This is a genomic window from Arthrobacter sp. UYCu712, assembly GCF_040547005.1.
Classification (GTDB): Bacteria; Actinomycetota; Actinomycetes; order Actinomycetales; family Micrococcaceae; genus Arthrobacter.
The window spans coordinates 130,671-156,081 of sequence record NZ_JBEPOZ010000008.1 but is presented as its reverse complement, the minus strand read 5'-3'; the positions used below and the strand labels follow the sequence as shown (position 1 = coordinate 156,081).

Genomic DNA, 25,411 nt, shown 5'->3' with positions numbered 1-25,411 from the left:
TGTCACTGAACTGCCTCCTGTGAGGGGTGGTGTGGTTTGTTGATGACGGGCAGCCGACGTGCCCACAGCTTGATGCCCTGCCAGCGGATCTGCGCGCTCACGCGCAGCGGTGCCAGGGGAACCGCGAGCGCCGCGGCGAGGATGTTCGGCACGGTCGCTTCGCGGCGTTCGCCGTCGACGGTGGCGATGAAGGGCTTGTGCCCCTCACGCTCCAGGACGATCGAGACCGCGAGCCGTTCGCCCGGTTCCGGAAGTTTCATCCGGTACTCCCCCTCGACGTCGTTGAACGGTGAGACGTAAAAGGCCTTGGGCACGCCGGCCCGGCCGGCGTCGTCGGTTTCCAGCACGTAGCAGTGCCGCTCGCCGTAGGTGTTGTGGACCTCGGCGACGACGCAGCGCAGCTCCCCCGCGGCGTCGTGGCACCAGAACAGGCTCAGCGGATTGAACACGTGCCCGAACACCCGGGCGCTGGCCAGCATGGTGATCCGGCCGCCGTCGAGCTCGATCCCCCGGGTGGCGAGGAAGCGTTCAACGTTGCCACGGAGCGTGCCCGCCGGGTCGCCCAGGTGGTCCGCAACGGCGAAGCCGGCCAGCGGCCTGAGGACGCGGGGCACGGCAGGGAGCTGGTCGACGTCGACATACCAGCTGTAGCTGCGGTAGGTGAAGGCGTTGCGCAGCGGGGTCCGCCGCACGTGCGCAATGGAGGTGCGGTAGATGGCTGCCGGGGCGCTCATGCGCCCTCCGCGGAGACGGCGTGCAGGTCCGGGTCGATGGAGACGGCCCGGTACTGCTCGATGAATCCGGCGGCAGTCCCGTCCCCATCCCAGTCGCGTCCGAGCCGGGCTGCGGCCCGGACGCCGGAGAGAGCCCCGTCCTCATGGAAACCCCAGCCGTGGTAGGCGCCGGCGAAGGCCAGCCGGCCGTCGCCGAGCCCGAGGATCTGCTGCTGGGCTTTGAGTGAGTCCGGGGTGTACTGCGGGTGCTCGTAGACCATCCGGTCCAGCACGGCGCCGTTGTCGATCAGTTCCGATTCGCCCAGGCTGACGATGTAGCGCCCGCCGTCGCCGGGCTCCAGCCTCTGCAGCCGGGTCATGTCGTAGCTGACCAGGACCTTCTCCGGCCGGGCGTCGCAGGACGGCAGCCGGTAGTTCCAGGAGGCCTTGGCGTTGTCGCTGGACGGCAGCACGGCGTCGTCGCGGTGGAAGACGGTCTGGTTGACCGAGTAGGGCATCCCGGCCAGGGCGTCCTGCTCGGCGGGCGAGGCATCGCTGAGCATGCGCAGCGCCTGCTCCGGGTGGGTGGCGATCACGACGGCGTCGAAGGTCTCTGTCCCGGGCGTGCCGGATCCGTGCCGGGTGGTCAGCTCGACCCCGTCCGCGTGCCGGCGGACTCCGGTGACCGGGGTGGCGAGGCGGATGTCCGGCAGCGTGGCGGCGAGCTTGTCCACGTAGCTGCGGGAGCCTCCCGTGACGGTCCGCCACTGGGGTGAGCCCGCGACCCCGAGCAAGCCGTGGTGGCCCAGGAACGTGAAGAGGTAGCGGGCCGGGTAGGCCAGCGCGGTGGTGGGGTCGCAGGACCAGACGGCGCTCACGATCGGGGTCATGAAGTGAGAGATGAAGTAGCTGCTGAACTTTTCGCGGGCCAGGAATTCCCCCAGGGTCAGTTCGGCCCGGGCGGTATCCGCCGTGTTCGCTGTATCCGCCTCGGCAAGCAGGGCGCGGGCCCGGCGGTAGAAGCGCATGACCTCCACCAGCATCAGCAGGTACCGGCCGCGCAGCATGGTGGACGGCCGCGGAATGATGCCGCGGCCCTTGGCCCGGGCACCCGCGTATTCGAGCCCGCAGCCGTCGCAGCGGATGGACATGCTCATTTCCGAGTCCTGGGTTTCGACGCCGAGCTCGGCGAAGAGCCGCAGCAGCGTGGGGTAGGTCCGCTCGTTGTGGACGATGAAGCCGGTATCTACGCTCAGGACGGAGCCGTCGGACTGCGGCACGTCATGGGTGTGGGCATGGCCGCCGAGCCGGGAATCCGCCTCGAAGAGGGTGACGTTGTCCGTGTGGTTCAGGACGTACGCGGCGGTCAGTCCTGCCACGCCGCTGCCAATGACGGCTATGCGCCGGCCCCCGGGAATCCCTGCTTCTTGCGACACTGATCTGCTCCTGTTGGCTAGCCGAAATCGTCGTGGTGAATCGTCTTATGGGCAATTCGTAACCAAGGGGCCGCCGGATGAGTGTGAATTCCCGCCGGCTGCCTTCCCAGGATTCTCCGTCATGAACTGGGCCTCGCCGCGGAGACATTCCGGATATGCCAGAATGAAGCGGGATTCCAGCTACCAGGCGAAGGGCAGCCCTTGATCAACCCCGTCCACCTGCGGACCCTCGTTGAAGTGATCCGGCTGGGTTCGTTCGCGGCAGCGGCCGTCAGGCTCGGCTACACGGCATCGGCCGTGTCCCAGCAGATGTCCGCCCTCGAGCGCGACACCGGAGTCACCCTCTTCCAGCGTTCGGCGCGCAGCATCCAACCCACGGAAGCCGCCGTCGTTATGACCCGGCACGCGGCCAAGGTGCTCACCGACATCGAAGCGCTCATGGCCGCGGCCTCGCGGACCCAGGACGCGACGAGCCAGGAGCTCCGGCTCGGCATCTTCCCCAGCCTGGCCACGTATGTGCTGCCGCGGATCCTGCAGAACCCGGCGTGGAAGAAGCTCGGCATCGATCTGCGGGTGTCCGTCGCCGAACCGGCCCAGACCATCCAGGGCCTGCGCACCGGCGGCGAACTCGATGTGGCCCTGGTCTACCAGGTGGGCCAGTCCGGGCTCGCGTGGCCGCACACCGTGAACCGGCAGTGGATCGGCGACGACGACTTCCGGGTGGTCCTGCCCGCGGCCTGGGGCATCGGCACGGAGTCGAAGGTCGCCGCCGATCACCTCTCCGACATGCCCTGGATTGTGCACCACCCGGGCACGAGCGACGCCACTGTGATCGAGCGGCTTTTCGCGAGCTGCAACCTGCACCCGCGGGTGGTGGCATACAGTGACGACTTCCACGCCAGCCTCGAGATGGCGGCGGCCGGGCTGGGCGCGGCCCTGGTTCCCGAACTGGCCCTGCTGCACCGGCCGGCGGGGGTGGTGGTCCTCGATGTCCCGGAGATCCGGCTGGCCCGGAACGTCTTCGCCCTGCTCATCAACGACAAGCAGACGGCGCAGGTCCAACTGTTCGTGGACCTGCTGGCGGAGACGATGCACAAGCTCGGGACGAACTAGCCCTTCCGGCGCAGTCTCCCGGCCGGCGACACGAGGGCGCTGATGATCCGGTGCTTGGTCCTGGTGTACGGCGGGTAGACCAGTTTCAGGGTGTCGGGCCGGAGGGATTTGGCCAGGGTGGACCGCTCGTGTGAGAAGGTCCGCAGCGAGTGTTCGCCGTGGTAGGCGCCCATGCCGCTGGCGCCCACGCCGCCGAACGGCAGTCCGGGAACCATCAGGTGCGCCGCCGGGACGTCGAAGCACAGCGCCCCCGAGCTGGTGCCCGCCGCGAAGGCCCGGCGGCTTCCGGCGTCGTTGCTGAACACGTACAACGCCAGGGGTTTGGCCCGGCCGTTGATGAACCGGATCGCCTCGTCCCGGCCGCGGACCGGCACCAGCGGCAGCAACGGCCCGAAGATTTCCTCCTCCATTACCGTGTCGCCCGGCGCCGGCCGCAGCAGCGTCGGCGCAAAGTACCGGCCGGCGGCGTCGCGGTCCCCGCCGTGGACCACGGTGCTGCCGTCCGCGAGCGCGGCGAGCCGCTCGAAATGGCGGTCATCGACGATCCGGCCGTACGAGCTGCTCCGGGCTGGATCCGGCCCAAACAGGGAAGCGATGGCCGCGACCAGTTCGCGCTGCAGCGGTTCCAGCACCTCTTCCGTGGCCAGCACGTAGTCGGGCGCGACGCAGGTTTGTCCGGCGTTCATGAACCGGCCCCACGCGATCCGCTTCGCCGCCGTGGGCAGGTCGGTGGAGGCGTCCACATAGGCCGGGCATTTCCCGCCCAGCTCCAGGGTGACCGGGGTGAGGTTTTCCGCCGCGGCGCGCAGCACCACCCGGGCCGCGGCCTCGCCTCCCGTGAAGAAGATGTGGTCAAAGCGTTCGGCCAGCAGGGCCGTGGTCTCGGGGATGCCGCCCTGGACCACCTCCACCGCCCCGGGCAGGTAGTCGGGAAGCCACCGCGCCAGCGCCGCGGAGGTCGCCGGAGCGTGCTCGCTGGGTTTGAGCACCACGGAGTTGCCGGCGGCGAGGGCCCCGGCCAGCGGGGCCAGCAGGAGCTGCACCGGGTAGTTCCACGGACCGATCACCAGCACCACGCCCAGCGGGGTGAGCTCGGTCCAGGCCCGGGCGGGCTGGACCGTGAGCGGGACGGGCACGGGCCGGGGCCGCAGCCACGCCCCGAGGTTCATTTCCAGGTGTGCGGCCTCGGCGGCGACAAAGCCGATCTCGGCGAGCAGCGACTCGGCGGCGTGCTTGCCCAGATCACTGCCGAGGGCGGCCGCGAACTCCGCGCGGCGCTCCGTCAGCATCCGGCGCAGGCTGCGCAGCTGCTCCAGCCGCCAGGCCAGCGGGCGGGTGGCGCCGCTGTCAAAAAAGCTCCGGGCACGGGCGGCGGCGGGGGCAACTGTCTGCATCCGCTCAATGTACCGGCCGGGACGGCCGGGGCGGGCGGGGTACTGGAGAAAAGCGCTGGAATGCTGGAATGGGCCGGTTTAGAGGACTATGTTGATGATATGAACAAGGTAGCGAGCAAGCACTTCGGCGAAGTCGAGCTCAACCACGGCAGGGACCACAGCTTCACCGCCAAGCACGAACTGGCGGGCCAACCCGTGGAGCTTGACCTCAATGTCAATGCGCATGACCATTTCGATGAAGCGGCCATGCATAAAGTTGACTACCGCCTGCGCTTCCTGCCCGAACTCGTGGACCAGGTCCGCGAAATGATTGCCGAGGAGCTGGAGCAGGACGGCACCAGCCCGCAGGAGTACCGCCACTTCCACTGCAATGCGATCAAGGACGAACACCTCAAGAAGGTCTTCGGTGTCGAGGACAAGAGCCAGCTCACCGACGAGGTCTTCCTCAAGGCGCTGAAGCTGGGCCATGTGGGCATCTACCCCGGCCAGCCCGAACGCTACTTCGTGCTCGACTTCACTCTCGGCTCGCACTTCAGCGACGAAGTCCTGGTGGCCTCGGCGGATGAGGACGGCGTCGTCGACGACGAAATCCTCTGGGAATCCTGAATCGGCTAAGAACGTACGACGCCGGCCGGCCACCTTGCGAGGTGGCCGGCCGGCGTCGTTCTGGGTGGAGCGGGCTACTTGGCGGCTGCGAGCAGTTCCGCGCGGACCGTCTTCGTGGCGTGGACCAGGTTGCGCAGGGACTCCTCGGTCTCGGCGTAGCCGCGGGTCTTCAGGCCGCAGTCCGGGTTGACCCAGAGCTGGCGGGACGGGACGTGCTTGACGGCGGTGCTGAGCAGTTCGGTGACTTCCTGCTCGCCCGGGACGCGCGGCGAGTGGATGTCGTAGACGCCCGGGCCCACGCCGCGGCCGAAGCCGTGGGACTCGAGGTCGTGGACGACCTCCATGCGGGAGCGGGCGGCCTCGATCGAGGTGACGTCGGCGTCGAGGCCGTCGATCGCGTCGATGATGGCACCGAACTCGGAGTAGCACAGGTGCGTGTGGACCTGGGTGGCGTCCCCGGCGCCGGCCGTGGACAGGCGGAAGGACTTCACAGACCAGTCCAGGTAGGCGGCCTGGTCGGCCTTGCGCAGCGGCAGGAGTTCGCGCAGTGCGGGCTCGTCCACCTGGATGACCTTGATGCCTGCTGCTTCGAGGTCGGCGATCTCGTCGCGCAAGGCGAGGGCCACCTGGTTGGCGGTCTCGCCGAGGGGCTGGTCGTCACGGACGAAGGACCACGCCAGGATGGTGACCGGACCGGTGAGCATGCCCTTCATCGGCTTGTCCGTCAGGGACTGCGCGTACCGGGCCCATTCCACCGTGATCGGGGCACTGCGGGTGACATCGCCCCACAGGATCGAGGGACGCGTGCAGCGTGAACCGTAGGACTGGACCCAGCCGTGCACGGTGACGTCGAAGCCTTCGAGGTTCTCGGCGAAGTACTGGACCATGTCGTTGCGCTCGGGCTCGCCGTGGACCAGGACGTCGAAGCCGAGCTCTTCCTGCAGCTCCACCACGCGCTTGATCTCATCCTTCATGAGCTGCTCATACTGCTCCGTGCTGAGCTCGCCCTTGTTGGCGCGGGCCCGGGCGGTGCGGATTTCACCGGTCTGCGGGAAGGATCCGATGGTGGTGGTGGGCAGCGGCGGCAGGTGCAGGGCCGCGGTCTGGGCGGCCTCGCGGACGCCGTACGCGGAGCGGCTGAAGTCGGCGTCGGTCAGGGCCGCGGTGCGGGCCCGGACCTCGGCGCGGCGGACGCCGTCGGCTCCGGCACGGTCGGCGATGATGCGGGTGGCCTCGTCGATGGCCGGCCGGACGGCGTCCGGGTCCGTCAGAAGGCCGGCGAGGGTAACAACCTCGGTGGCCTTCTGGTCGGCGAAAGCCAGCCAGCCGCGCAGCTGCGCAGAGAGCTGGACCTCCTCGCCGACGTCGTGCGGGACGTGCGCGGTGGTGGTGGAGGTGCTGACGGCCAGCTTGGCGACGGACTTCTTCAGTTCGGCGATCTTGTCCGCGGAGGCGGCGAGGTCATTGCGCCAGATGTTGTGGCCGTCGACGACGCCGGCGACGAGGGTCTTGTCGCCCAGCGCGGCCAGGGCGGCGGCGGAGGGGACCTCGCCCTTGAAGACGTCCAGGTGCAGGGCGTCGATGCCGGTGGCGGCGAGGGTGCCGAGCTGGCCGTTGAGCGCGCCGTACGGGGTGGAGACGAACAGCTGCGGGCGCTGGCCGACGGCGGCGAGGGCCTCGTAGGAGCGGGCGACGGCGGCCTGGATTTCCACGGCCGGGGTGTCCTGGTCCACCACGAGGGCGGGCTCGTCGAGCTGGACCCAGCTGGCGCCGGCGGCGGCGAGCTTCTCCAGCAGGGCGGCGTAGACCGGCAGCACGTCTTCGAGGCGGGACAGCGGGTTGAAGCCGGCCGGGGCGTCGTCGGAGGCCTTGCTGAGCAGCAGGAAGGTCACCGGGCCGACGATGTACGGGCGGGTCTCCACACCGTTGGCGAGGGCGTACGCGAATTCCTCGACGATCCGGTTGGAGGTCAGCGCGAAGCTGGTCTCCGGGCCGATCTCCGGAACGAGGTAGTGGTAGTTGGTGTCGAACCACTTGGTCATTTCCAGCGGCTGCTGGTCCTTGTTGCCGCGGGCCAGGGTGAAGTAGCCGTCGATGTCGAGCTGGCCTCCGGCGGTGAGGAGGTTGCCGAAGCGTGCAGGCACGGCGCCGAGGTGGGCGGCGGCGTCCAGGACCTGGTCGTAGTAGGAGAAGGTGCCGGGCACGGCGGCGGCCTCGGTGAGGCCCAGGCCCTGGAGTCGTTTGGCGGTGCCGAGCTGGATTTCCTTGGCGGCGGCGTCCAGGGCGGCGGCGTCGATCTTGCCGGCCCAGTAGGCCTCGACGGCCTTCTTAAGTTCGCGGCGGCGGCCGATCCGCGGGTAGCCCAGGATCGAGGCGGACGGGAAGGGGGTGCTGCTGGTGGTGGTGTGCTGTTCAGTCATGGGAAGTCCTTGGTGTCGGTGGTTCTGTACGGAGGGAAGTTGTTGTGGCTAGCTGGCGAGCTGGTGGCCGGCGGAGCGCCGTGCCGCGAGTGCGGCGTTGTGCCGGAGGCCACTATGCCGGTTGCCGCTTCGCGGCCTGGGCAGCGCGAGCTTGTCCAGCACTTCGAGGGCGGCGGTGTGTTCGTTGAAGGTGTACAGGTGCAGTCCGGGGGCGCCGGCGTCCAGGGCCGCGTTGGCCAGGTCCACGGTGGCGTTGACCCCGATCCGGGCCCGTTCGGCGTCGGTGTCGGCGGCGGCGAGCCGTTCGATCAGCTCGGGCGCCGGTTCGACGCCGGTCAACTCGCCGAGGCGGGTGAGCCGGCGGATGCTGGTGAGCGGCATGACGCCCGGGATGATCGGGATGGTGACGCCGGCGCGGCGGGCCCGGGTCAGGAGGTCCGCGTACTGCTCGGTGTGGAAGAAGACCTGGGTGATGGCGAAGTCGGCGCCGGAGCGCTGCTTGGCCAGCAGCACCTCGACGTCGTGCGCCTCACTCGGGGATTCGGGGTGCCGGGTGGGGTACGCGGCCACACCGACAGCCACTTTGCCGGCGCAGAGCAACGCCGAGCGGCGCTGCTCCACCCGGCGGATCAGTTCAATGAGGTCCTGTGCGTAGCGCAGCGAACCCTCCGGCGGGGTGCCGCCGTCCTTGGGCTGGTCACCGCGCAGGGCCAGGATCCCGCGGACCCCGACGTCGAGCAGTTCGCCGATGATCTCCGCGAGTTCCTGCGGCGAGTTGCCCACGCAGGTCAGGTGGGCCAGGGGCCGCAGCGTGGTTTCCTGCACGAGCCGGTTGATCAGCTCGACGGCGGTGTTGCGGTTGGAGCCGCTGGCGCCGTAGGTCACCGACACGTAGTCCGGGTCCGTGGCTTCCAGTTCGCCGATGGTGGTCCACAGCGATTCTGCCGCCGCGGGCGAGCGGGGCGGAAAGAGCTCATAGGACAGCGCGACGGGCGCCGCGCCGGCAAGATTGGGATGTGTATCAATAAGACTTGGGGGAGACATTTGCGTCCTTGGCCGTGAACACTGACGCCGCGATGCCGGACACCGGATAACCGGGAACGGAAACGCCGCCGTCAGTGGATTGAGTTTGGGGAACACGGAGCAAACTCCAGCAGGACGCAGCCGCGACTGTTACGCCTGTAACGAAGTTGTCCGTGAGCAAATGTCAGGCCCACATGGGGGCACCCACACCCTCCTTGGCCGCCGTGGGGCTGGCCTTCAGCGGAGGATCGCTGACACGTTACCTCGGTAACTTGTATAGAACTCTAGGGCCCGGCGCGGGGGCATTCAAGTCGGCCGCCGAATTAAGACGCACCTTTACGGGCAAATGCGGCAGGGGGCAGAACAATATTCGAGAATGCTGCCGTTTTCGGGGACGCGGCCGTCACCAGGGCTTGTCGGTGAGCAGGCCGGGGCCGCTGTTGTTGAGGTAGTCGTCCCGCTGCAGGCCGCGGTTGCGTTCCTGCTGGGCGGATTTTCCGGACTCCTGGAGCTGCTCCAGCTGCTTCTGCTGTTCCTGGGCCGGGGGTTCCGTTTCCGGCGTGCTGTCCGCACCGGAATCAGTCCCGGGCGCCGCGGGGTCCCGGAGCCGTTCGAGCTTGTCTGTCAGGCGTTGTTCCGCGGCCTGCAGCCGCTCCCCGGCCCCGCCCGGCTCGGCCCCGCCCGCCCCGGCCCCGTCCGGCCCGGCCCCGTCCGGCTCGAAGCAGCCGGCCGGGGCATCGTTGGCTACAGCCAGCGCCTCCCCGGACAGAGCGTCCCCGTCGGCGCCGTCCCCGCCGCCGGCGGCGGCGTCGCCGAGCCGCTCGATGCTCAGGACGAGGTTCACGCGGACGGGGTATTCATCGGCAGGCGGGGCGTCCGCCAGGGCAGCCTCGAACGCTGCGCGTGCTCCGGCGTAGTCGCCCCGGAGCACCAGGGCGTCGCCGGTTGCGAAGGGTGCCTTGTGCCGCTCAAAAAAGTTGGCAACGCCCAGGGCAGCGGCGGCCGACTCTGCGGCCGGGACGTCGTTGCGGGCGAACGCGTCCGCGGCCTGGCCGCCGGACCAGGCGGCGCCGAGGAGCTTCACGGCGACGGCGAGCGCCAGGAGCGCGGGCAGGGCGGACCAGAGCAGCAGCCTGCGGCGTCGGATGTCGGGACGGTTCATGTGCGCCTGAGTTCCCTGAGCTGGCGGAGGACCAGCACGGTCTCGCGCAGGGCCAGCAGGAAGGCCGCGAGGGCGGGCAGCCAGTACAGCTCGGTCCGGCCCTCGAGGGATTCCCCGGTGCGTGCCAGCGAACCCGGCGAGGCCCGCTAAAGCATCGGTGCGGTGGCATCCCCGGCCGCCCGGTGCACGTAGGGCACTGACAGCTGCCCGGCGAGGCCGCGCAGGCCAATTTCGTCGATCCGGGACACGGCGTCGGTGCCGCTGCCCGGGTCCTGGATGAACGTCCCGGACGTCCGGCGCGGATCGCCGCTGTTCTCCTTCATCCGGCCGCCGGCGGCCGTGCCGTAGCCGAGGACCGCACCTCCGCTCACGAGGGAGGCCTCCACGCCTAGGGGCGGTGGAGCTGTGGCGCTGGTCTGCTCGCCGTCGCCGAGGTAGAACACGAGCCGGGGCCGCTCCGGATGGCCCTGCTTGGCGGCGGTGAGCCGTTCGGCGAGTGCCGGCCCCGCGGCCGTGACGCTGCTGCCCCGGGAGTATGCGGTGACCTGCGGGCCGAGGACAGACACGGCGGTGCCCAGTGCGGAGGTGTCCCCCGTCAGCGGCATCCGGACCACGGCCAGGGAATCGAAGGTAAGGAGCGCGAAGCGGGCTCCTCCCAGTTCTTCGGCGATCGCCCGGATGTCCTGCCGGACGCAGTCGAGCCGCGGTGAGCCACCCTCGCTGTCCCGGAAGGCGAAGTCCTCGGCGGCCATGCTGCTGCTCGTGTCCACCACGAAGAACACATCGAGTTCCGAGGCGGCGCCCTGTACCGTGCCGCCGGGGATGCCGGGCCGGAATGCCGCCAGGAGCAGCAGCAGCACGAGGCCGCCGCGGCAGAGCCAGCCGCGGACCGGACCGGGCCCGGCCCGGTCCGTCCACGCACGGAACAAGACCCCGCCGAGGCCCAGGACGACGGCGGCGGTCAGCGGGACCATGACCCACCAGGGCAGGACCGGTGCGAAGCTCATGGCCTGAACCTACAGGTGGCGACGGCGAGGACGAGGCCCGCCAGGAGTGCGATGGTGAGCGGTACCTCGGCGTGGTCAGTGATCACGGCCCGCGGTACGGCCTGGAATGCCGCGGCCTCGGTGGCCCGGATGCGGCTGATGATGCCGGGCACCGCGTCCGGGCTGTCCAGTGCGTAGTAGGCGCCGCCGCTGTCCTCGGCGGCCGCGCGGAGCCGTGCTCCCGGCTGGCCGGGATCCGTCCCGTAGTCGTAGTCGCCCGGGTTCAGGGCGTAGACGCGGACTTCGCGTTCCTTCGCGAGTCCGCCGGCCTCCGCCAGGCTGAAGATGGGTGCGCCGGAGAGGTAGTTGTCGGTCGCCAGGATGACCGAGCGGGAGGGCCGTCCGACGTCGTCCGCCTTCCCCCGGCTCCGCGGCCCCCGCCGCCGCCGGTGGCGCTGCCGGGAATCCCTGGACGCAGGAGGCCAGTCCGTCTCCGATCAGCGACGAGCCTTGTCCGCCCCACGTCCCGTCGAGGAAGCTGGCGGCGCCGTCGCCGTCGAAGGCGCCCTTGGCGAGCCGCAGCTGCTCCTGGACGTACCCGTAGTCGTCCGTCAGGGGGAAGACCTGGACGGCGCTGCTGTCGAACACCTTCAGGCCGATCCGCTCGCCGTCGAATTCGGCGGCGAGGCGGCCGAAGACGTCCACGATCTCGGCGTCGGCGCTGTTCATCGAGCCGGAGGCGTCCAGGCACAGGATGATGTCCCGTTTGTGTTGCTCTGGCCGGGCGCTGCTGCGTTCGGCCGGCCGGGCGGCGGCCACCGCCGCGGCGACCAGAAGCACCATCCCGGCCGCGGCCAGGATCCGGAGCCGGACCCTGTGCTGCCGGAGGGCCGCCTGATACTCCGGCAGGGCGGTGAGCCGGTCGCTGTGGGCGACGGGGCGGCGTCGGGGTTCCCTGGCGCGGGGCCGCCGGACGCCGAGGAACCAGGCTGCGGCGGCGGCCAGCACGGCGGCGGCCAGGACCCACCATAAGGTCACTTCCATGACCGGACCACGTCACTGGCGGCCTCGACGGCGTCGGGAACGGCGTAGGCGGTCTGGTCAGGGGCTGCCCCGGCGGCGAACGCTGCGGGGTAGCTGCGGCCGACGGCGTCCGCGACGGCGGAAAACGGCTGGCCGGCCCCGGTGACTGCCCGGAGCTCGGCGAGGGTCATCCGCGGTGCGTCGACTCCGGAGGCGTCCCGGACGAAGCTGCGGATCAGGAGGCTCAGCTCCTGGTGCGAGGAGCGGGCGTACCGGATGCCGGCCCCCGCTTCGAGGGCCACGGCGTCGATCCGCTCGAGGTAGTCGCGCTGCAGCCCCCGCAGGTCCGGCGGCGGGGTGGACGGGACTGCCCCCTTCGCTCCGCGCGCAGCACGCTGCCGCCGGGTGGCCAGGAAAACGCAGGTGTACCAGGCGCCCACAGGAACAGCAATGCCAGCCCCGCCCACGGGAACCAGCTGCTGTATTGCAGGGGTCCGTAGAAGCTACCGTCCACGCCGGTGCCGTTCCAGGAGGGCAAAGACCGCGGGAACCACATCGTGGCTGCTGCCGGCGTCCGCTTCGGCGATGCCCAGCCGACGCAGCAGCGATGTCCGGGCAGCGTCCCGTTCGTCCCGGGCCCGCGTATAGGCTGCAGCCACGGCCGGGGACGCCGCCAGCCGGCCGGGCAGCAGTCCGGACTGCTGCCCGGACCGTTGACCGGGAGCCGCGACGTCGTAGGAGTCGCCGGTCGCGGCGGCGCCGGCGAGTTCGGCGTCCCGCACGGTGAGCCACAGGATCTCGTGCTGGGCGCGCAGCCGGCGGAGCAGCCGCTCGGTCTCTGTGCCCGGGAGCAGCTCGTCCGCCACGACGAGGAGCAGCAGGCGCTGCGGGAAGCGCTGCGCCACATACTCAAGCTGGGTTTCGATCCGGCTGGGCTCCCCCGCCAGTGACGCGCCGTCATGGACTTCGCGCAGCACCCGTTCAAGGTGCGCTTCGCCTGCCTTCGCCGGGATGGTCCGGGAACCACCGGTGTCGCCGCAGACCAGCCCGACGGCGTCGCCGTGGCGTTGGGCGAGGTACCCGACGACTCCCATGGCCATCACGGCGATGTCCTTTTTCTCCTCGCCGTCCCGGGATTCGGCGGCCATGTTCCGCCCGGTGTCCGTAACCAGCAGCAGGGTCTGCCGTCGCACGGCGGCGTATCGGCGGACCAACGGGGAGCCGTGGCGGGCGGTCGCCTTCCAGTCGATGTCGCGGACTTCATCGCCAGGCACGTAGGCGCGCAGGTCATCGAAGTCCAGGCTCCGGCCTTTGAAGACGGACCCGTATTCGCCCTCGAGCATGCCGCGGGCTTTGCGGTGCGCGAAGATCGACATCTTCGACTTGACGCGTCGGAGCAGGCTGGCCATCCGCCGGGCTCAGGGAGTCTGGACGGCGGCGACGACGACGTCGATGACGCGATCCACCGGCACCTGTTCGGCGACGGCTTCGAAGCCGAGGATCAGCCGGTGCCGCAGGACGCGGTGGGCGAGCGATTTCACGTCCTCCGGGATCACGTGGTCCCGCCCGTTGAGCAAGGCCACGGCAAGGGCCGCCTGGCTGAAGGCGATGCTGGCGCGCGGGCTCGCCCCGAACTCGATGTAGCCGGCGAGCCGTGCGTCGATGTACTGGGACGCATTGAGGGTCACGAAGGCCAGGCCCACGATGTACCGGACGATCGCCGGATCGATGTAGACCCTGCGGACGGTCTCCTGCAGCCCGGCGACGGCATCGAGCGAGGCGGCTGCGGCGGGTTTCTGCTCCGGGGTGAAGACTCCGGCATCGATCCGCCGGATGATCTCGGCCTCTTCGGCCGGCGTGGGGTAGTCCAGCACGTCCTTGAGCATAAAGCGGTCCATTTGCGCCTCGGGCAGCAGGTACGTGCCTTCCTGCTCGATGGGGTTCTGGGTGGCCAGCACGAGGAACGGCGTGGGCAGCGGATGCGCCTCTCCCCCGATGGACGTCTGGCGTTCCTGCATGGCTTCGAGCATCGCGCTCTGGGTCTTGGCGCTGGAGCGGTTGATCTCGTCCAGCAGGACGATGTTGGCGTGGACCGGACCCAGCCTGGTGACGAAGGTGCCCTGGCCGGCGTCGTAGATCTGGGTTCCGACGATGTCGCTGGGGAGCAGGTCCGGGGTGCACTGGATCCGGCGGAAGTCGGCGCTGATGGCCTCGGCCATCGTCCGGGCCGCGGTGGTCTTCGCCAGGCCGGGCACGCTTTCCAGCAGGATGTGCCCGCCGGTCATGAGCCCGATGAGCAGGGACTCCCGGAGCCTGGCCTGCCCCACCACCTTGGCGTCGAAGCTGCGGGAGATGGCGGCGAGCGTCTGCTGGGCCCGGGCCAGTTCCGGCGGTTCTATCCGCGCGGGGGCCATGGTCTGTAACACTCAAGGTCCCCCTGCTAGCTGGTCTGGTCCGGTGGCGGCCGGGCGGCTCCCACCACCGGCCATCCTATCCAAGCCCGGGCCGGGGATTCCGGCAATGGGGAGCCCTCCCCATAGCGCCGGTGCGGGTCTATCCTGTTGCCATGATCCAGCTTCCAGCCAGCTACCAGGAATATCTCGCCGGCAAGAGTGAGAACTTCATCCTCACGGTCCGGCCCGTCTTGATGCAGTCCGCGGCGGACAAGTCACATGGCGTCCGGGTTCTCGTGCTTCCGCACGGGCATCAGGCCCACCTCGATCAGACCATCCCGTTCGGGACGGTCATCGAGGACATCGACTGACGCCGGCCGGGTCCGCGGCCTCAGCCCTCCAGCAGGAGGCGCTGGGACCGTGGGGCGAGCATGTGCTCGAGGACCAGACAGGCGGCCCCGATGGCCGCGACGTCCTCGCCGACGCCGGTGCCGACCACCTCGATGGCGTGGATCTTCCGGGTGGCGCTGCTTTCCTCAACGAGCCCCGGGATCCGGGCCAGGTAGGCCTGGGAGAGGGAGGTCCAGAAGGGGCCGCCGAACACCACCCGGTCCACGTCCAGGGTGTTGGTGACGGAGGAGACGGCGCGGGCCACGAGCACCGCGGATTTGTCGATGATTTCGGCGGCCTTCTCATTGCCGGCATACGCGGCGGCGCAGAGTTCGGCGAAGCTGTCCTGGATGGCGGGGGCACTCCTGTCCTGCCGGGAGCCGTCCAGGATTCCGGCCGCCTCGGCCTGGGCCACGAGGACCTGGGGGATGCAGGAGGACTTCACGCAGCCGCGGATGCCGCAGTCGCAGGGCGGGCCGTCCGGGTCCACCATGATGTGCCCGATCTCGCCGGCGTTCCCCGAGGTGCCACGGACCACTTCGTCGTTCAGGACGATGCCGCAGCCGATGCCCGTTCCCATGTACATAAAGACGAAGCTGCCGGCGCCGCTGGGGCCGCCCGCCCAGGTCTCCGCGACGGCGGCGCTGGTCACGTCCTTGTCCACCAGGGTGGAGAGTCCCGTGGCCTCGGCCAGGGCGTCCCGCAGCGGTACCCGGTGCCAGCCGAGCAGGAGCGGCGGGTCGACGACGGTGCCTTCCTCAAGGTCTATGGGGCCAGGTGATGCGACGCCGAGCCCGGCGATCTTGGCCCGGTCCACGCCAGAGTCCGCGACGAGCTGGTTGATCTCGGCGGCAATGGTGCCGATGACCGCGCCGGGATCCGCGCCGGAGGGTGTCTTAACGCGGGAGTGCTTGACCACCGCGCCCACCAGGTCCAGGACAACGAACGTCAGCACGGCGGGATCCAGGTGGACCCCGACGGCGTACATGCCGGCGGGATTGAGCCGGAGCATGGTCCGGGGCTTCCCCGGCCCGGTGCCCTCTTTCCCGGCCTCCACGATCAGGCTCTGGTCCAGGAGCCGGCGTGAGATGTTGGAAATGGTCTGCGGCGACAATCCGACGATCTGGGCGAGCTCCACACGGCTCAGGCCTCCGGGCGAACGCCGGATGGCATCGAGGATGACGGTGAGGTTGAAGTCGCCCATACGGGGCAAGTTGGTTCCGCGCCTTGGCGAGGGCTGGCGGATCTCGGTCACTGATTCCCCTATACGTCTTTGGGCAGGCACTGCTTATGTCAAAATCGTACGTTACGAGCATGAGCCCGCCCACACACGGGCTTCACAACGCGGCAGTTTTGCGGATACTCGCCGTCACCGTGAATTTCGGGTTCCGTCCGACCTCGCGGGTGGGACCGATCAGCCGCTCCAGCGCAGGCCGGTACTGCAGGTGGCTGTTGTACACCGTCCACAGTTCCCCGCCCGGCGCGAGGACCCGCCCCGCGGCCTCGATCATCTTGATCCCCGCACCGGCATGGACTGCCGCGCCGATGTGGAAGGGCGGGTTCAACAGGATAAGTTCGGCACTTGCGGCCGGCAGGGAGCCCATGGCGTCGTCCTGGAGTGCCTCGATCCGCTCCTCGAGTCCGTTGGCGGCGGCCGTGGCCCGGGCGGACCGGACGGCGGCCGCGGACTGGTCCGTGGCGACGACCCGGGCGCCGGGGTTGGCCCGGGCGTACATGGCCGCGAGGATGCCCGTGCCGCAGCCAAGGTCTACGGCGCGGGCGGCGGGCGGCATGTCCGGCAGGAAGTCCAGCAGGAACCGGGTGCCGATATCCAGCCCCGTCCCGGCAAACACGGCGCCGTGCGCGCACACCGTCAGCCCGAGCTCCGCATGATCCTCGGTGACCGGGAAGGGCGGTGCGGCCGCGGCCGGCCGGGGTCCGCCGGCCAGCAGGATCCGGGACTTCTGCCGCGCGAGTTGCGGCTGGACGGTGCTGAAATAGCGTTCCAGCACCGCGTTCATGCCGAGGCTCATGTGTTTGACGCGTCCGCCTGCCAGCAGCACGACGTCGGGTGCGGCGTGCCGGGCCACGGCGTCGGCGATTTCCTCCAGCTCGGCGAGGGACTTGGGGAGCTGGAGGAGTACGACGGTGGCGCCCTCCAACAGCGCCGCGCCGAGCGGGAGCTGTTCGAACCCGCCGGCGATGCCCAGGGCGGCGGCGTTGGTGCGGAGCGCACGCTCACCGGTGATGAGGTCCTGGTGGACGCGGACGGGCCAGGTTCCGTTCGGCCCGGCCGCGGCCAGGCCGGGCGCCCCGAGGGTCAGCGCGCCGTAGCGGTCCCCCACGACGGCGAGCCGGCTGTCCGGTGTCAGCAGCCCGGCCGCTGCGTCCAGCAGGAGCCGGTCCGTGGCGTCCCAGGCCTGGAGGTTGGGCGCCTGGACGTCCGGGAACCTCCGCAGCCGGGAAAAGTGGGATTCGAGATTGTTGTCCGCCACGCGCGAGCTGCCGCCTTGTCTGTTCAGGCCTGGATCTTGAGGTGCCCCAAGGTTTCGGGGCCGGTATCAAACTTATCCTGCCTGGTGAGCATCCCTAGGATGCCGTTCACGGCGGCCCTGCCGGCGCGGTTGGCCCCGATGGTGGACGAGGAGGGTCCGTAGCCGACCAGGTGGACCCGCGGCTCGGCGGCCACCTGGGTGCCCTCCACGGCGATGCCGCCGCCGGGTCCGCGCAGGTGCAGCGGGGCGAGGTGGTCCAGTTCGGCCCGGAAGCCGGTGGCCCACAGGATCACGTCGGCTGCCAGGAAGTTCCCGTCGGCCAGCCGCACGCCGCCGGGTTCAATCGCGGTGAACATGGGGTGCCGGTCCAGGGCACCGCGGGCGGCCGCAGCGCGCAGGGCCGGGGTCCGGATCAGTCCGGTCACCGAGACGACGCTCTGGGGCGGGAGGCCCCGGCGGACGCGCTCCTCGACGAGGGCGACGGCGTCGTGCCCGGCCTGGCGGTCGAATCCGGCGTCCCGCCAAACGGGTTCACGGCGGGTGAACCACGTCGTGGCAGTGAGCTGCGAGATCTCATCCAGCAGCCCGACCGCCGAAATCCCGCCGCCGACCACGATCACGTGCTGTCCGCGGAATTCATCGGCCGAGACATAGTCGGCGACGTGCAGCTGGCGTCCGCGGAAGACGGCGCGGCCCGGGTAGATGGGCCAGAACGGCCGCGTCCAGGTACCGGTGGCGTTGATGACGGCACGGGCGGACCAGTCCCCGCGGGACGTGCAGATCCTGAGGCGTCCGTCCGGGTTGTTATCCTCCCTGCGGACGGAGTGCACCTTGACCGGCCGCAGGATGGCCAGCCCCAGCTGGTCCTCGTAGCCGCCGAAGTAGCGGCTCAGGAAGCTCGAACTGGCCTCCTCCGGGTCCACGGCGGGCTGCGGGATGCCGGGCAGGTCGCTGATGCCGTTCACTGTCGCCATCCGGAGGCTTTTCCAGCGGTGGCGCCACGCCCCGCCGGGACCATCCTCAGCATCGAGGACGAGATACGTCCGGGCCGGGGCTTCCGTGGCGGGCTCTTCCCTTCCCGGAAGGATGAACCCGCGGCGCTGCAGATGGTAGGCCGCCGAGAGGCCGGCCTGCCCTGCGCCGATCACAACCACCTCCACCGGCTGCGCCTCGGCATCGGTCCCGGTCCCGCCAATGGGGGTCATCCGCCGGTCAGATCTTCTTGACGACGATGGACTTGAGCTGCATGGGACCGACGCCGTCGACCTTGCAATCGATGTCGTGGTCACCCACGCCGTTGACGAGCCGGATGCCACGGACCTTCGTGCCGACCTTGATCACGGTGGAGCTGCCTTTGATCTTGAGGTCCTTGATAACCGTGACGGTGTCGCCGTCGGCCAGCACGTTGCCGACGGCGTCCCTGATGGCTTTTTCTTCCGGCTCGTCCGGCCCGGGTGCTGCTGCCCATTCATGGGCGCACTCCGGGCAGACCAGGAGCGCCCCCATCTCATAGGTGTAATCGCTGGAGCATTCCGGGCACGGGGGCAGGGTCGCGTTCACGCCCCAATGTTAGTCGCCCGAGCTCCTCGCCGGGCAGCCGGGCTGCGCAGGAAGGGACCGGGCCGTCGGGCCTAGGCGAACCGGATACCGGTCGAGGGCGACCAGATGATCCGCCCTCCCTGGTAATTCTGCACAACCTCTCCGCCGGACACGTATTCATTCGTCGTCGGGTAGCCGAACCGGCCGTTTTCAAACCCGGTGCTGGCCCACGCGGCCCGGATTCCGCCCACGCTCATCAGTGCCCCCGTGGCCGGGGACCAGATAACGGCGCCGCCCTGGAACATCTGGTAGCAGCCGCCACTGCGCAGGCCGCAGGTTTCGTTGCTGCTGGGGTATCCGAGCCGCCCGTTCTGGGACCCGGAACCAGCCCACACGGCCCGGATCCCGCCAAACAGAGCGCGCGGGCCGGTTGCGGCGGACCAGACGATGGTGCCGCCCTGGTACGCCTGGACGCAACCGCCGCTGCGCAGCCCGCAGGCTTCGTTGTTCAGGGGATAGCCGAGCCGGCCGTTTTCGAATCCGGCGGCACCCCACGCGGCGCGGATCGCTCCAACGCTCAGCCACGACCCTGTGTTGGGAGACCAGATGATCGCGCCGCCTTGATACATCTGATAGCAGCCGCCATTGCGCAGCCCGCACACAACATCAGTGGTCGGATAGCCAAGGCGGCCTTTTTCCGCTCCGGCAGCGGTCCACGCAACGTGGATTCCGCCAGCATTTACGTGCGCCCCTGTTGCCGACGACCAGACGATGAGGCCGGCCGCGTATTCCTGGCGGCAGCCGCCAGGAGTGCCGCACGCAATTGGTGAGAGCGCCTGGCCCAGATCGGGGTTCGCGGCAGCCACGCGCTGGATGTCGGCACTGGCAGCCGCAGGAACGCCGCTGCCTCCGCTACCTGGGCCCGGGGTGTTCGTGCCGCCGCCCGGACCCGGGATGGGACCGGGCGTGCCGCTGCCGGCCTTGACGATCACGTCGTCCGCGTAGATGTCCCCCATCTGGGTGTCGTGCTCAGCGCCCAGCTGAACCGCGGTCAGCGACTTGGCGCCGATCTTGGCGGAGGTGCTGGCATGGACGGATTTTTCATTGAACCAGACCTGCACGCCGGTCTTGGTGCCGTTGGCCACGACGTGCATGGCCACGTGGTCCCAAGCATCCAGTTTCGTGCTGGGCACCAGGGTGTTGTAGCTGAAGGCCCCGGAGGGAGCCGTTGTGCGCAGCACGACAGCGCCGCTGCCGTTGTCCCGAAAGAGGTCGATGACCCGCTCGGTGCCGCTGAAGAAGCGGAAGTAGGGAACGTTGTTGCCGGCCACCCCGTCTTTGGCGATATTGAACCAGCCGTCCGCATAGGCTTCCGTCGTTCCGGCCGGCAGGGCCGCTTGCATGTTGGCGATTGAGTTGTTGGCCGTCGTGGCGTGCAGGAACGCGGCGCAGGATCCCGAGTGGGAAAACGCGGAAGAAACCTTGACAGTGCCGTTCCCCAACGTGAAGACCTTGAAGCCCTTGAGGTCCCCGGACTCGAAGTTCGCGGCCGCAACGGCGGTGCCGGGAAATGTGTTCGTGGGCTTTGGAGTGGAGGGAGCGCACGTGACGGCCACGGCTGCCGGCGCAATGCTGACCAGCATGGCGCCCATTAGCCCTATGGCGACCGTGACGGCGCGGATCAGCCGAAACAGCCTCCGCGCCAGGCCTGGGGCCCGGGCTGTGGTCGCTCGGGCGGAACTAGACTCATGGCGCATATCGACCCCTGCTTCCGACTGTCAACCGGCACTAAATCGTAGGCATGACCCTAAAGGGCGGAACTTTGCAGCGCACGAGTAGCGGGTACTAGAAAACCCGTCAGGACCACTTGAAATCGGCCCGCTCCCCCTACCTCCGCTACTCGGGTGCGGAACGGGCAGCGGGCCGGAACCGCGGTTAAACAGTTGAGGCCCTACTCAATGAGTAGGGCCTCTTCGGTGGAGCTGAGGGGACTCGAACCCCTGACCCCCTGCATGCCATGCAGGTGCGCTACCAGCTGCGCCACAGCCCCGAAATGTGCTGGGGAAGAACCATTTTCCCGGAAGCAACCTGATTATCTTAAACCACATTTCCCATTGACGCGAATCGGCGCGCCGGGCCCCCGAGGCAGCCTGCAGGTGACGCAACCACCCGGCATTGGGAACAAAAAATCCGCCGGAATCTTTCGATTCCGGCGGATTATCCGGTGGAGCTGAGGGGACTCGAACCCCTGACCCCCTGCATGCCATGCAGGTGCGCTACCAGCTGCGCCACAGCCCCGAATTTTCGCTGCTCCGGCTCTGTCAGCTTACGCTTCCGGCGCCGGCCCTGTGTCCGGATCTCTCCGAAGCAACTCAAATATCTTAGAACAGCCTTTCGGAAAATTCCAAATCGGGCATATTCACGCTTCCGCCCGGCGGCTGTTCCGTGTTGCTACTCCGTTTCGGAGGAGACTGTGGCCTTCGCCGATGCGTCGTCGCCCAGCTGCAGGTCCACGACCGGGCAGTCCTTCCACAGGCGCTCGAGAGCATAGAACACGCGGTCTTCCTCGTGCTGGACGTGGATGACGACGTCGGAGTAATCAAGTAGGACCCAGCGTCCGCCGGAGCGGCCTTCGCGGCGGGTCGGCTTGAGGTCGAACTTGGAGAGTTCTTCTTCGATGCCGTCGACAATTGCGTTGACCTGGCGCTCGGACGGTGCCGAGGCGATCAGGAAGACGTCGGCCAGGGCCAGCCGCTCGCTGACGTCAAGGGCAACAATGTCCTCGGCGAGTTTCTCCGAGGCAGCACGGGCTGCGTGGCGGGCTGTGGCGATGGATGAATCTGTTGCAGTCACGGGACTCCTTGTTGGGGTGAAAAGCTCTTGTAAAAAATGCTTGAGATGCCAGGCCCGGCGGCATGGGGCTAGCCCGCCAGGCCGGTGATGATCAGGGTAATGCCGGCGATCAGGGCGAGGACGCCCAATGCCAGGACCCCCAGCTGCAGCATGCGCAGGCGACGGGCCCGGCCGAGGCCGGCCGTGGCCACGTCGAGGGGATCGAGGCCGTGGGCGCTGTTAGCGGCCACCGGGGTCCGGCCGGCGAAGTCCTCTTCGGACTGCATCGGCGCGGGATTCACAACGGCCGGACGTGACCGGTTCACCGACCCGGAGGCCGCCTTGGCGGCAGCCTCCGCACGGGCCAACACGCCGGCACGGCCTGACGCGGTGCCCGGACGTTGTTTGGCCGAAGCGGGACGGCGGTTACCCGGCTTCCGGGGATTCTCAACCCGGGGGCCCGGATTGGTGACGACCGGAACATAGGACGTGGCAGGGGGCTTCATGACTGGCCGCTCCATGCCGGGGACCTGGACAAATTCCAGGGGTGTGACCATGGCCAGATTGCTGGCGGTCGAGGGATCATTCCGCGGCGGCGCCGGCAGGCTGGCCTGTTCGGCCAGCTTCTGCTTGGCGGCTGCCCGGCGGTTCAACACCACCGCGCGCTCGGCCAGGGCGATCTGCTCCGCCAGCACGTCAGGATCCACCGCGTCGGGGTCGGTGGCGACGATGTGGTCCATCTTGGCCAGCTGGTTTTGCGCCTGCCGGGCCAGGAGTTCGCGTGCAGCCAGGGCCTGCTCGACGGTCATTCCATCCGGGAGCTGGCCGTCGGGACCGGGGTTTGCCGCGCCCTTCTTGCCCTTGGCAGGAGCCGGTGCGGCTTCCTGGCCGACGGCGGGCTTGTCTTTTGCGGCCGCTGCGCCGGCTGCCTCTTCAGTAGCTGCCGCGGCATTGCCGGCGGGAGTGGCACCAGGCTTGGATGCCGGCTTACTCCCGGCAGGCTGGCTGACCACGGGATTCGCCCGCGTCCGCGGGGAAGCGGGAACGATGAGGTTGGCCGCGGTGGCCGGTGCCGTTTCCGCCGCCAGCTGCATCAGCCTCAACTGGCGCCGGGTGGGAGGACCGCCTCCCGCGAGCTGGCCTTCTTTTTCCGCGAGCTCCTTGATGGCGCGGAGCGCAGCCCGGTCCCGCGCGCGCACTTGCGAGGAGCGCTCGGAGCCGCCGGGATTGGGCACCGAGTCCACGGGGCCGTCAGCTACCCGGCGGCTGCGTCCGGTGATTTCGGCGGGCGTGGGCTCACCGGGGTCAACCGGGGTGGCCGGCTTGGAGGCGGCAGCGTCGGGGGCGGGCGATTTTGAGGCAGGGTCAACGGCGCCCGGAGCCGCGGTACCGGGCTCCTGGCCCGCTTCCAGGCGTTCATCTCGAGCCTGTCGCAATTCGCGACGGCTGCGGACGGGTGACTGTTCCTGACTCATTACAAACTCATTCAGTGCTGGCTGGTTGGCTTATTTCGGTAGCCCGGCGATACCGGGCGGCTTCGTTCTCGGCTTCAATTCCGACGGTGGCATCGTCCGCGGGGTCCGGGTCGCCGTCGTACAGCCCATACTTGGCGATGTACTGGACCACGCCGTCGGGCACGAGGTACCAGACGGGATTTCCGGCCGCGACGCGGGCGCGGCAGTCCGTCGACGAGATCGCCATGGCGGGGACTTCGAGCAGGCTGACATCCTTCCTGCCCATCCCGTCCAGCACATGGCCGGGGCGCGTGACTCCCACGAAGTGCGCGAGGGACCAGAGCTCGTCGATGTCCTTCCAGGACAGAATCTGGGACAGGGCGTCCGCGCCGGTGATGAAGAAGAGGTCGGCGTCGGGCCGCAAAGTACGCAGGTCCCGCAGGGTGTCGATCGTGTAGGTGGGACCTGGCCGGTCCACATCCACGCGGCTGACGGTGAAGCGCGGATTCGACGCCGTGGCAATGACGGTCATGAGGTAGCGGTGCTCCGCCTCGCTGACCTTCTTGCTCATTTTCTGCCACGGTTGGCCCGTGGGCACGAACACCACTTCGTCCAGATCGAACTTGGCCGCGACCTCGCTGGCTGCGACAAGGTGTCCGTGGTGGATGGGGTCGAACGTGCCGCCCATCACACCCAGGCGCAGGCGGCGCGTGGCGTCGCGCTGCTTCACGGTGGCGGAAATATTAGTGGCCTTGGCCGTGATCGTGCTTGTTCGGGTGCTGGCGGTGCGGATCCGAGTGCTCCTTGACGGCCTCGTGGCGCTTGCCCAGGTTGGAGTAGGACAGCGTGATGAACATCATGAGGAGGAGGACCGCAAACATCGAGGCGCCGATGACGAACGGCGGTGCGATGAGCGGCGCGAGTTCCTCGTGGCCGGATTCGCCGGCGGCGGCGATGATTGTGGCGATCTGCTGCGACAGCATGTTCTCCCCTAATGAGTTCAAAATGTTACGACGGCGGAATTCCCCGCCGTTCCTGGCTTCTGTTCCATGTTACAGCGTTACTAGCCCCTGATCTGGCCCTCACCCTGCACGATCCACTTGGTGGTGGTCAGTTCGGTCAGCCCCATCGGGCCGCGGGCGTGCAGCTTCTGGGTGGAAATCCCTACCTCGGCGCCGAGGCCGAGTTCGCCGCCGTCAGTGAACCGCGTGGACGCGTTCACGATCACGGCTGCGGAATCGATCTCGGCGATGAAGCGCTCGGCGTTGCCGAGGTCGTTGGTCACGATGGCCTCGGTGTGTCCCGTGGACCATTTGCGGATGTGCCTGACCGCCTCGTCCAGGTTGTCCACCATGGCCACGGCAAGGTCAAGGTCCATGTATTCCGTGGCCCAGTCCTCGTCCGTGGCGGGGACGGAGGCGACGGACGCCGGCAGCGCCGCGCGGATCCGCTCGTCGGTGTGCAGGGTGACGCCGGCGGCGCGCAGGGCCGCGGCGACGGCGGGCAGCACGGTGGATCCCGAGTGCACCAGGAGGGTTTCCACGGTGTTGCAGACGCTGGGCCGCTGGGTCTTGGCGTTCAGCAGGATCTCGACAGCCATGTCCTCGCCCGCGGAGGCGTCCAGGAAGATGTGGACGTTGCCCTCCCCCGTCTCGATGACCGGCACCGAGGCATTCATCACGATGGACTGGATCAGGTCACGGCCGCCGCGGGGAATCAGGACGTCCACCCTGCCCCGGGCGCGCATCAGGACGTTGGCGCCCTCGCGGCCGAACTGGTCCACGGTCTGTACGGCGTCGGCGGGCAAGCCCACCGATTCCAGCGCGTCGCGAAGGATGGTGACCAGCGCAGCGTTGGTGGCGGCCGCGGCGGTTCCGCCGCGGAGGATGACGGCGTTGCCGCTCTTGAGGCCCAGCCCGGCGATGTCCACGGTCACGTTCGGGCGTGCCTCGTAGATGGCGGCGACGACGCCCATGGGCACGTTGATCTGGCGCAGGCGCAGCCCGTTGGGCAGCGTCTGGCCGCGGACCACGTTTCCGACCGGGTCGGGAAGGGTGGCGAGGTTTTCCAGGGCGCCGGCGAGGGCCTGGATCCGGGGTTCGGTGAGGGTGAGCCGGTCCAGCAGGGCCGCGGAGGTGCCGTTGGCCCGTCCTGCGGCGACGTCCTTGGTGTTGGCGGCCAGGATCTGGCTCTTGCGCTCGAGCAGCGCGGCGGCGATCGCCCGCAGGCCGCGGTCCTTCCACGCACGGTTTGCCCTGGCCATCAGCCGGGCGGCGTGCCGGGAACGGTCGGCGATGGCGTGGACGGCGGCCTCGACGTCGGACGTTGAAGGACGCACGGTCACTTCCTCGGGCGTCGGGGCTGCCTGGGTGGCTTCGTTGGAACTCGCAGCGGCTTGGGGAATCAGTGCCTCAGTCATCCTTCAAGTCTAG

At 69.1% G+C, this 25,411-nt stretch carries 25 protein-coding genes and 2 tRNA genes; 3 read left to right on the top strand and 24 right to left on the bottom strand.

The window, feature by feature from the left end; all coding sequences use genetic code 11:
* Positions 1 to 2 precede the first annotated feature (2 nt).
* Positions 3 to 734 carry a DUF1365 domain-containing protein gene (locus ABIB51_RS10565; RefSeq protein WP_354187897.1) on the bottom strand — a complete coding sequence of 244 codons (732 nt, stop codon included), beginning with the start codon at positions 732 to 734 and terminating at the stop codon, positions 3 to 5.
* Positions 731 to 2,149 carry an NAD(P)/FAD-dependent oxidoreductase gene (locus tag ABIB51_RS10560; protein ID WP_354187896.1) on the bottom strand — a complete coding sequence of 473 codons (1,419 nt, stop codon included), beginning with the start codon at positions 2,147 to 2,149 and terminating at the stop codon, positions 731 to 733. The genes ABIB51_RS10565 and ABIB51_RS10560 overlap by 4 nt, the downstream gene beginning before the upstream one ends.
* Before the next feature lie 201 nt (positions 2,150 to 2,350).
* Here ABIB51_RS10560 and ABIB51_RS10555 point away from each other — a divergent pair, with 201 nt between their 5' ends.
* Complete coding sequence (locus ABIB51_RS10555; protein WP_354187895.1) at positions 2,351 to 3,262, top strand: LysR family transcriptional regulator; 912 nt, start codon at positions 2,351 to 2,353, stop codon at positions 3,260 to 3,262.
* Here ABIB51_RS10555 and ABIB51_RS10550 read toward each other — a convergent pair.
* Positions 3,259 to 4,656 carry an aldehyde dehydrogenase family protein gene (locus ABIB51_RS10550; protein ID WP_354187894.1) on the bottom strand — a complete coding sequence of 466 codons (1,398 nt, stop codon included), beginning with the start codon at positions 4,654 to 4,656 and terminating at the stop codon, positions 3,259 to 3,261. The two genes, ABIB51_RS10555 and ABIB51_RS10550, sit on opposite strands and share 4 nt — an antisense overlap.
* A gap of 99 nt (positions 4,657 to 4,755) precedes the next feature.
* On the opposite strand from ABIB51_RS10550, the gene ABIB51_RS10545 reads away from it, so the two are divergent.
* Positions 4,756 to 5,262: a DUF2004 domain-containing protein gene (locus tag ABIB51_RS10545; RefSeq protein WP_354187893.1), complete on the top strand. Its 507-nt coding sequence runs from the start codon at positions 4,756 to 4,758 to the stop codon at positions 5,260 to 5,262.
* 74 nt (positions 5,263 to 5,336) lie between these two features.
* On the opposite strand, the gene metE is transcribed toward ABIB51_RS10545, so the two are convergent.
* From metE to ABIB51_RS10500, 9 genes are all read right to left on the bottom strand, one after another.
* Complete coding sequence (gene metE, locus ABIB51_RS10540; protein ID WP_354187892.1) at positions 5,337 to 7,682, bottom strand: 5-methyltetrahydropteroyltriglutamate--homocysteine S-methyltransferase; 2,346 nt, start codon at positions 7,680 to 7,682, stop codon at positions 5,337 to 5,339.
* A 48-nt stretch (positions 7,683 to 7,730) separates the two neighbouring features.
* Positions 7,731 to 8,726, bottom strand: coding sequence for a methylenetetrahydrofolate reductase (locus ABIB51_RS10535; RefSeq protein WP_354187891.1), 996 nt, complete (start codon positions 8,724 to 8,726; stop codon positions 7,731 to 7,733).
* 382 nt (positions 8,727 to 9,108) lie between these two features.
* On the bottom strand, positions 9,109 to 9,867 hold the full coding sequence (locus ABIB51_RS10530; protein ID WP_354187890.1) for a hypothetical protein: 759 nt from the start codon (positions 9,865 to 9,867) through the stop codon (positions 9,109 to 9,111).
* 146 nt (positions 9,868 to 10,013) lie between these two features.
* The gene (locus ABIB51_RS10525) at positions 10,014 to 10,874 is read right to left on the bottom strand and encodes a VWA domain-containing protein (protein ID WP_354187889.1); all 861 of its coding nucleotides are present in this window, start codon (positions 10,872 to 10,874) and stop codon (positions 10,014 to 10,016) included.
* Positions 10,871 to 11,026 carry a hypothetical protein gene (locus ABIB51_RS10520; protein ID WP_354187888.1) on the bottom strand — a complete coding sequence of 52 codons (156 nt, stop codon included), beginning with the start codon at positions 11,024 to 11,026 and terminating at the stop codon, positions 10,871 to 10,873. The genes ABIB51_RS10525 and ABIB51_RS10520 overlap by 4 nt, the downstream gene beginning before the upstream one ends.
* The gene (locus ABIB51_RS23205; protein ID WP_502916114.1) at positions 10,950 to 11,582 is read right to left on the bottom strand and encodes a vWA domain-containing protein; all 633 of its coding nucleotides are present in this window, start codon (positions 11,580 to 11,582) and stop codon (positions 10,950 to 10,952) included. The genes ABIB51_RS10520 and ABIB51_RS23205 overlap by 77 nt, the downstream gene beginning before the upstream one ends.
* Before the next feature lie 305 nt (positions 11,583 to 11,887).
* A complete protein-coding gene (locus ABIB51_RS10510) occupies positions 11,888 to 12,316 on the bottom strand; it encodes a hypothetical protein (RefSeq protein WP_354187886.1) in 429 nt (142 codons plus the stop codon).
* Positions 12,317 to 12,379: 63 nt separating this feature from the next.
* The gene (locus ABIB51_RS10505; RefSeq protein ID WP_354187885.1) at positions 12,380 to 13,285 is read right to left on the bottom strand and encodes a DUF58 domain-containing protein; all 906 of its coding nucleotides are present in this window, start codon (positions 13,283 to 13,285) and stop codon (positions 12,380 to 12,382) included.
* A gap of 9 nt (positions 13,286 to 13,294) precedes the next feature.
* Complete coding sequence (locus tag ABIB51_RS10500) at positions 13,295 to 14,302, bottom strand: AAA family ATPase (RefSeq protein ID WP_354187884.1); 1,008 nt, start codon at positions 14,300 to 14,302, stop codon at positions 13,295 to 13,297.
* A gap of 140 nt (positions 14,303 to 14,442) precedes the next feature.
* Between ABIB51_RS10500 and ABIB51_RS10495 the strand changes: the two genes are divergently transcribed.
* The gene (locus ABIB51_RS10495; RefSeq protein ID WP_354187883.1) at positions 14,443 to 14,640 is read left to right on the top strand and encodes a hypothetical protein; all 198 of its coding nucleotides are present in this window, start codon (positions 14,443 to 14,445) and stop codon (positions 14,638 to 14,640) included.
* Between the two features lie 20 nt (positions 14,641 to 14,660).
* Here ABIB51_RS10495 and ABIB51_RS10490 read toward each other — a convergent pair whose 3' ends face one another.
* The 12 genes from ABIB51_RS10490 to ABIB51_RS10435 form a co-directional block, all read right to left on the bottom strand.
* Positions 14,661 to 15,863, bottom strand: a complete 1,203-nt coding sequence (locus tag ABIB51_RS10490) for an ROK family transcriptional regulator (protein ID WP_354187882.1) — start codon at positions 15,861 to 15,863, stop codon at positions 14,661 to 14,663.
* 133 nt (positions 15,864 to 15,996) lie between these two features.
* Entirely contained in the window at positions 15,997 to 17,154 is a 1,158-nt protein-coding gene (locus ABIB51_RS10485) for a class I SAM-dependent methyltransferase (RefSeq protein ID WP_354187881.1), read from the bottom strand.
* A gap of 23 nt (positions 17,155 to 17,177) precedes the next feature.
* Positions 17,178 to 18,359, bottom strand: a complete 1,182-nt coding sequence (locus ABIB51_RS10480; protein WP_354187880.1) for an NAD(P)-binding domain-containing protein — start codon at positions 18,357 to 18,359, stop codon at positions 17,178 to 17,180.
* Between the two features lie 7 nt (positions 18,360 to 18,366).
* Positions 18,367 to 18,714 carry a zinc ribbon domain-containing protein YjdM gene (locus ABIB51_RS10475; protein WP_354187879.1) on the bottom strand — a complete coding sequence of 116 codons (348 nt, stop codon included), beginning with the start codon at positions 18,712 to 18,714 and terminating at the stop codon, positions 18,367 to 18,369.
* 71 nt (positions 18,715 to 18,785) lie between these two features.
* Positions 18,786 to 20,336 carry an LGFP repeat-containing protein gene (locus tag ABIB51_RS10470; protein ID WP_354187878.1) on the bottom strand — a complete coding sequence of 517 codons (1,551 nt, stop codon included), beginning with the start codon at positions 20,334 to 20,336 and terminating at the stop codon, positions 18,786 to 18,788.
* Between the two features lie 334 nt (positions 20,337 to 20,670).
* Positions 20,671 to 20,743 (bottom strand) — tRNA-Ala (locus ABIB51_RS10465).
* Positions 20,744 to 20,918: 175 nt separating this feature from the next.
* Positions 20,919 to 20,991, bottom strand: a tRNA-Ala gene (locus ABIB51_RS10460).
* A gap of 153 nt (positions 20,992 to 21,144) precedes the next feature.
* Positions 21,145 to 21,546 (bottom strand): ribosome silencing factor, encoded by a 402-nt coding sequence (rsfS, locus tag ABIB51_RS10455; RefSeq protein WP_354187877.1) that lies wholly within the window; start codon positions 21,544 to 21,546, stop codon positions 21,145 to 21,147.
* A gap of 68 nt (positions 21,547 to 21,614) precedes the next feature.
* A complete protein-coding gene (locus tag ABIB51_RS10450) occupies positions 21,615 to 23,000 on the bottom strand; it encodes a hypothetical protein (RefSeq protein WP_354187876.1) in 1,386 nt (461 codons plus the stop codon).
* Between the two features lie 7 nt (positions 23,001 to 23,007).
* A complete protein-coding gene (nadD, locus tag ABIB51_RS10445; RefSeq protein ID WP_502916113.1) occupies positions 23,008 to 23,667 on the bottom strand; it encodes a nicotinate-nucleotide adenylyltransferase in 660 nt (219 codons plus the stop codon).
* A gap of 55 nt (positions 23,668 to 23,722) precedes the next feature.
* Positions 23,723 to 23,962, bottom strand: coding sequence for a hypothetical protein (locus ABIB51_RS10440; protein WP_354187874.1), 240 nt, complete (start codon positions 23,960 to 23,962; stop codon positions 23,723 to 23,725).
* Positions 23,963 to 24,042: 80 nt separating this feature from the next.
* Positions 24,043 to 25,398 (bottom strand): glutamate-5-semialdehyde dehydrogenase, encoded by a 1,356-nt coding sequence (locus ABIB51_RS10435; protein ID WP_354187873.1) that lies wholly within the window; start codon positions 25,396 to 25,398, stop codon positions 24,043 to 24,045.
* Positions 25,399 to 25,411 lie beyond the last annotated feature (13 nt).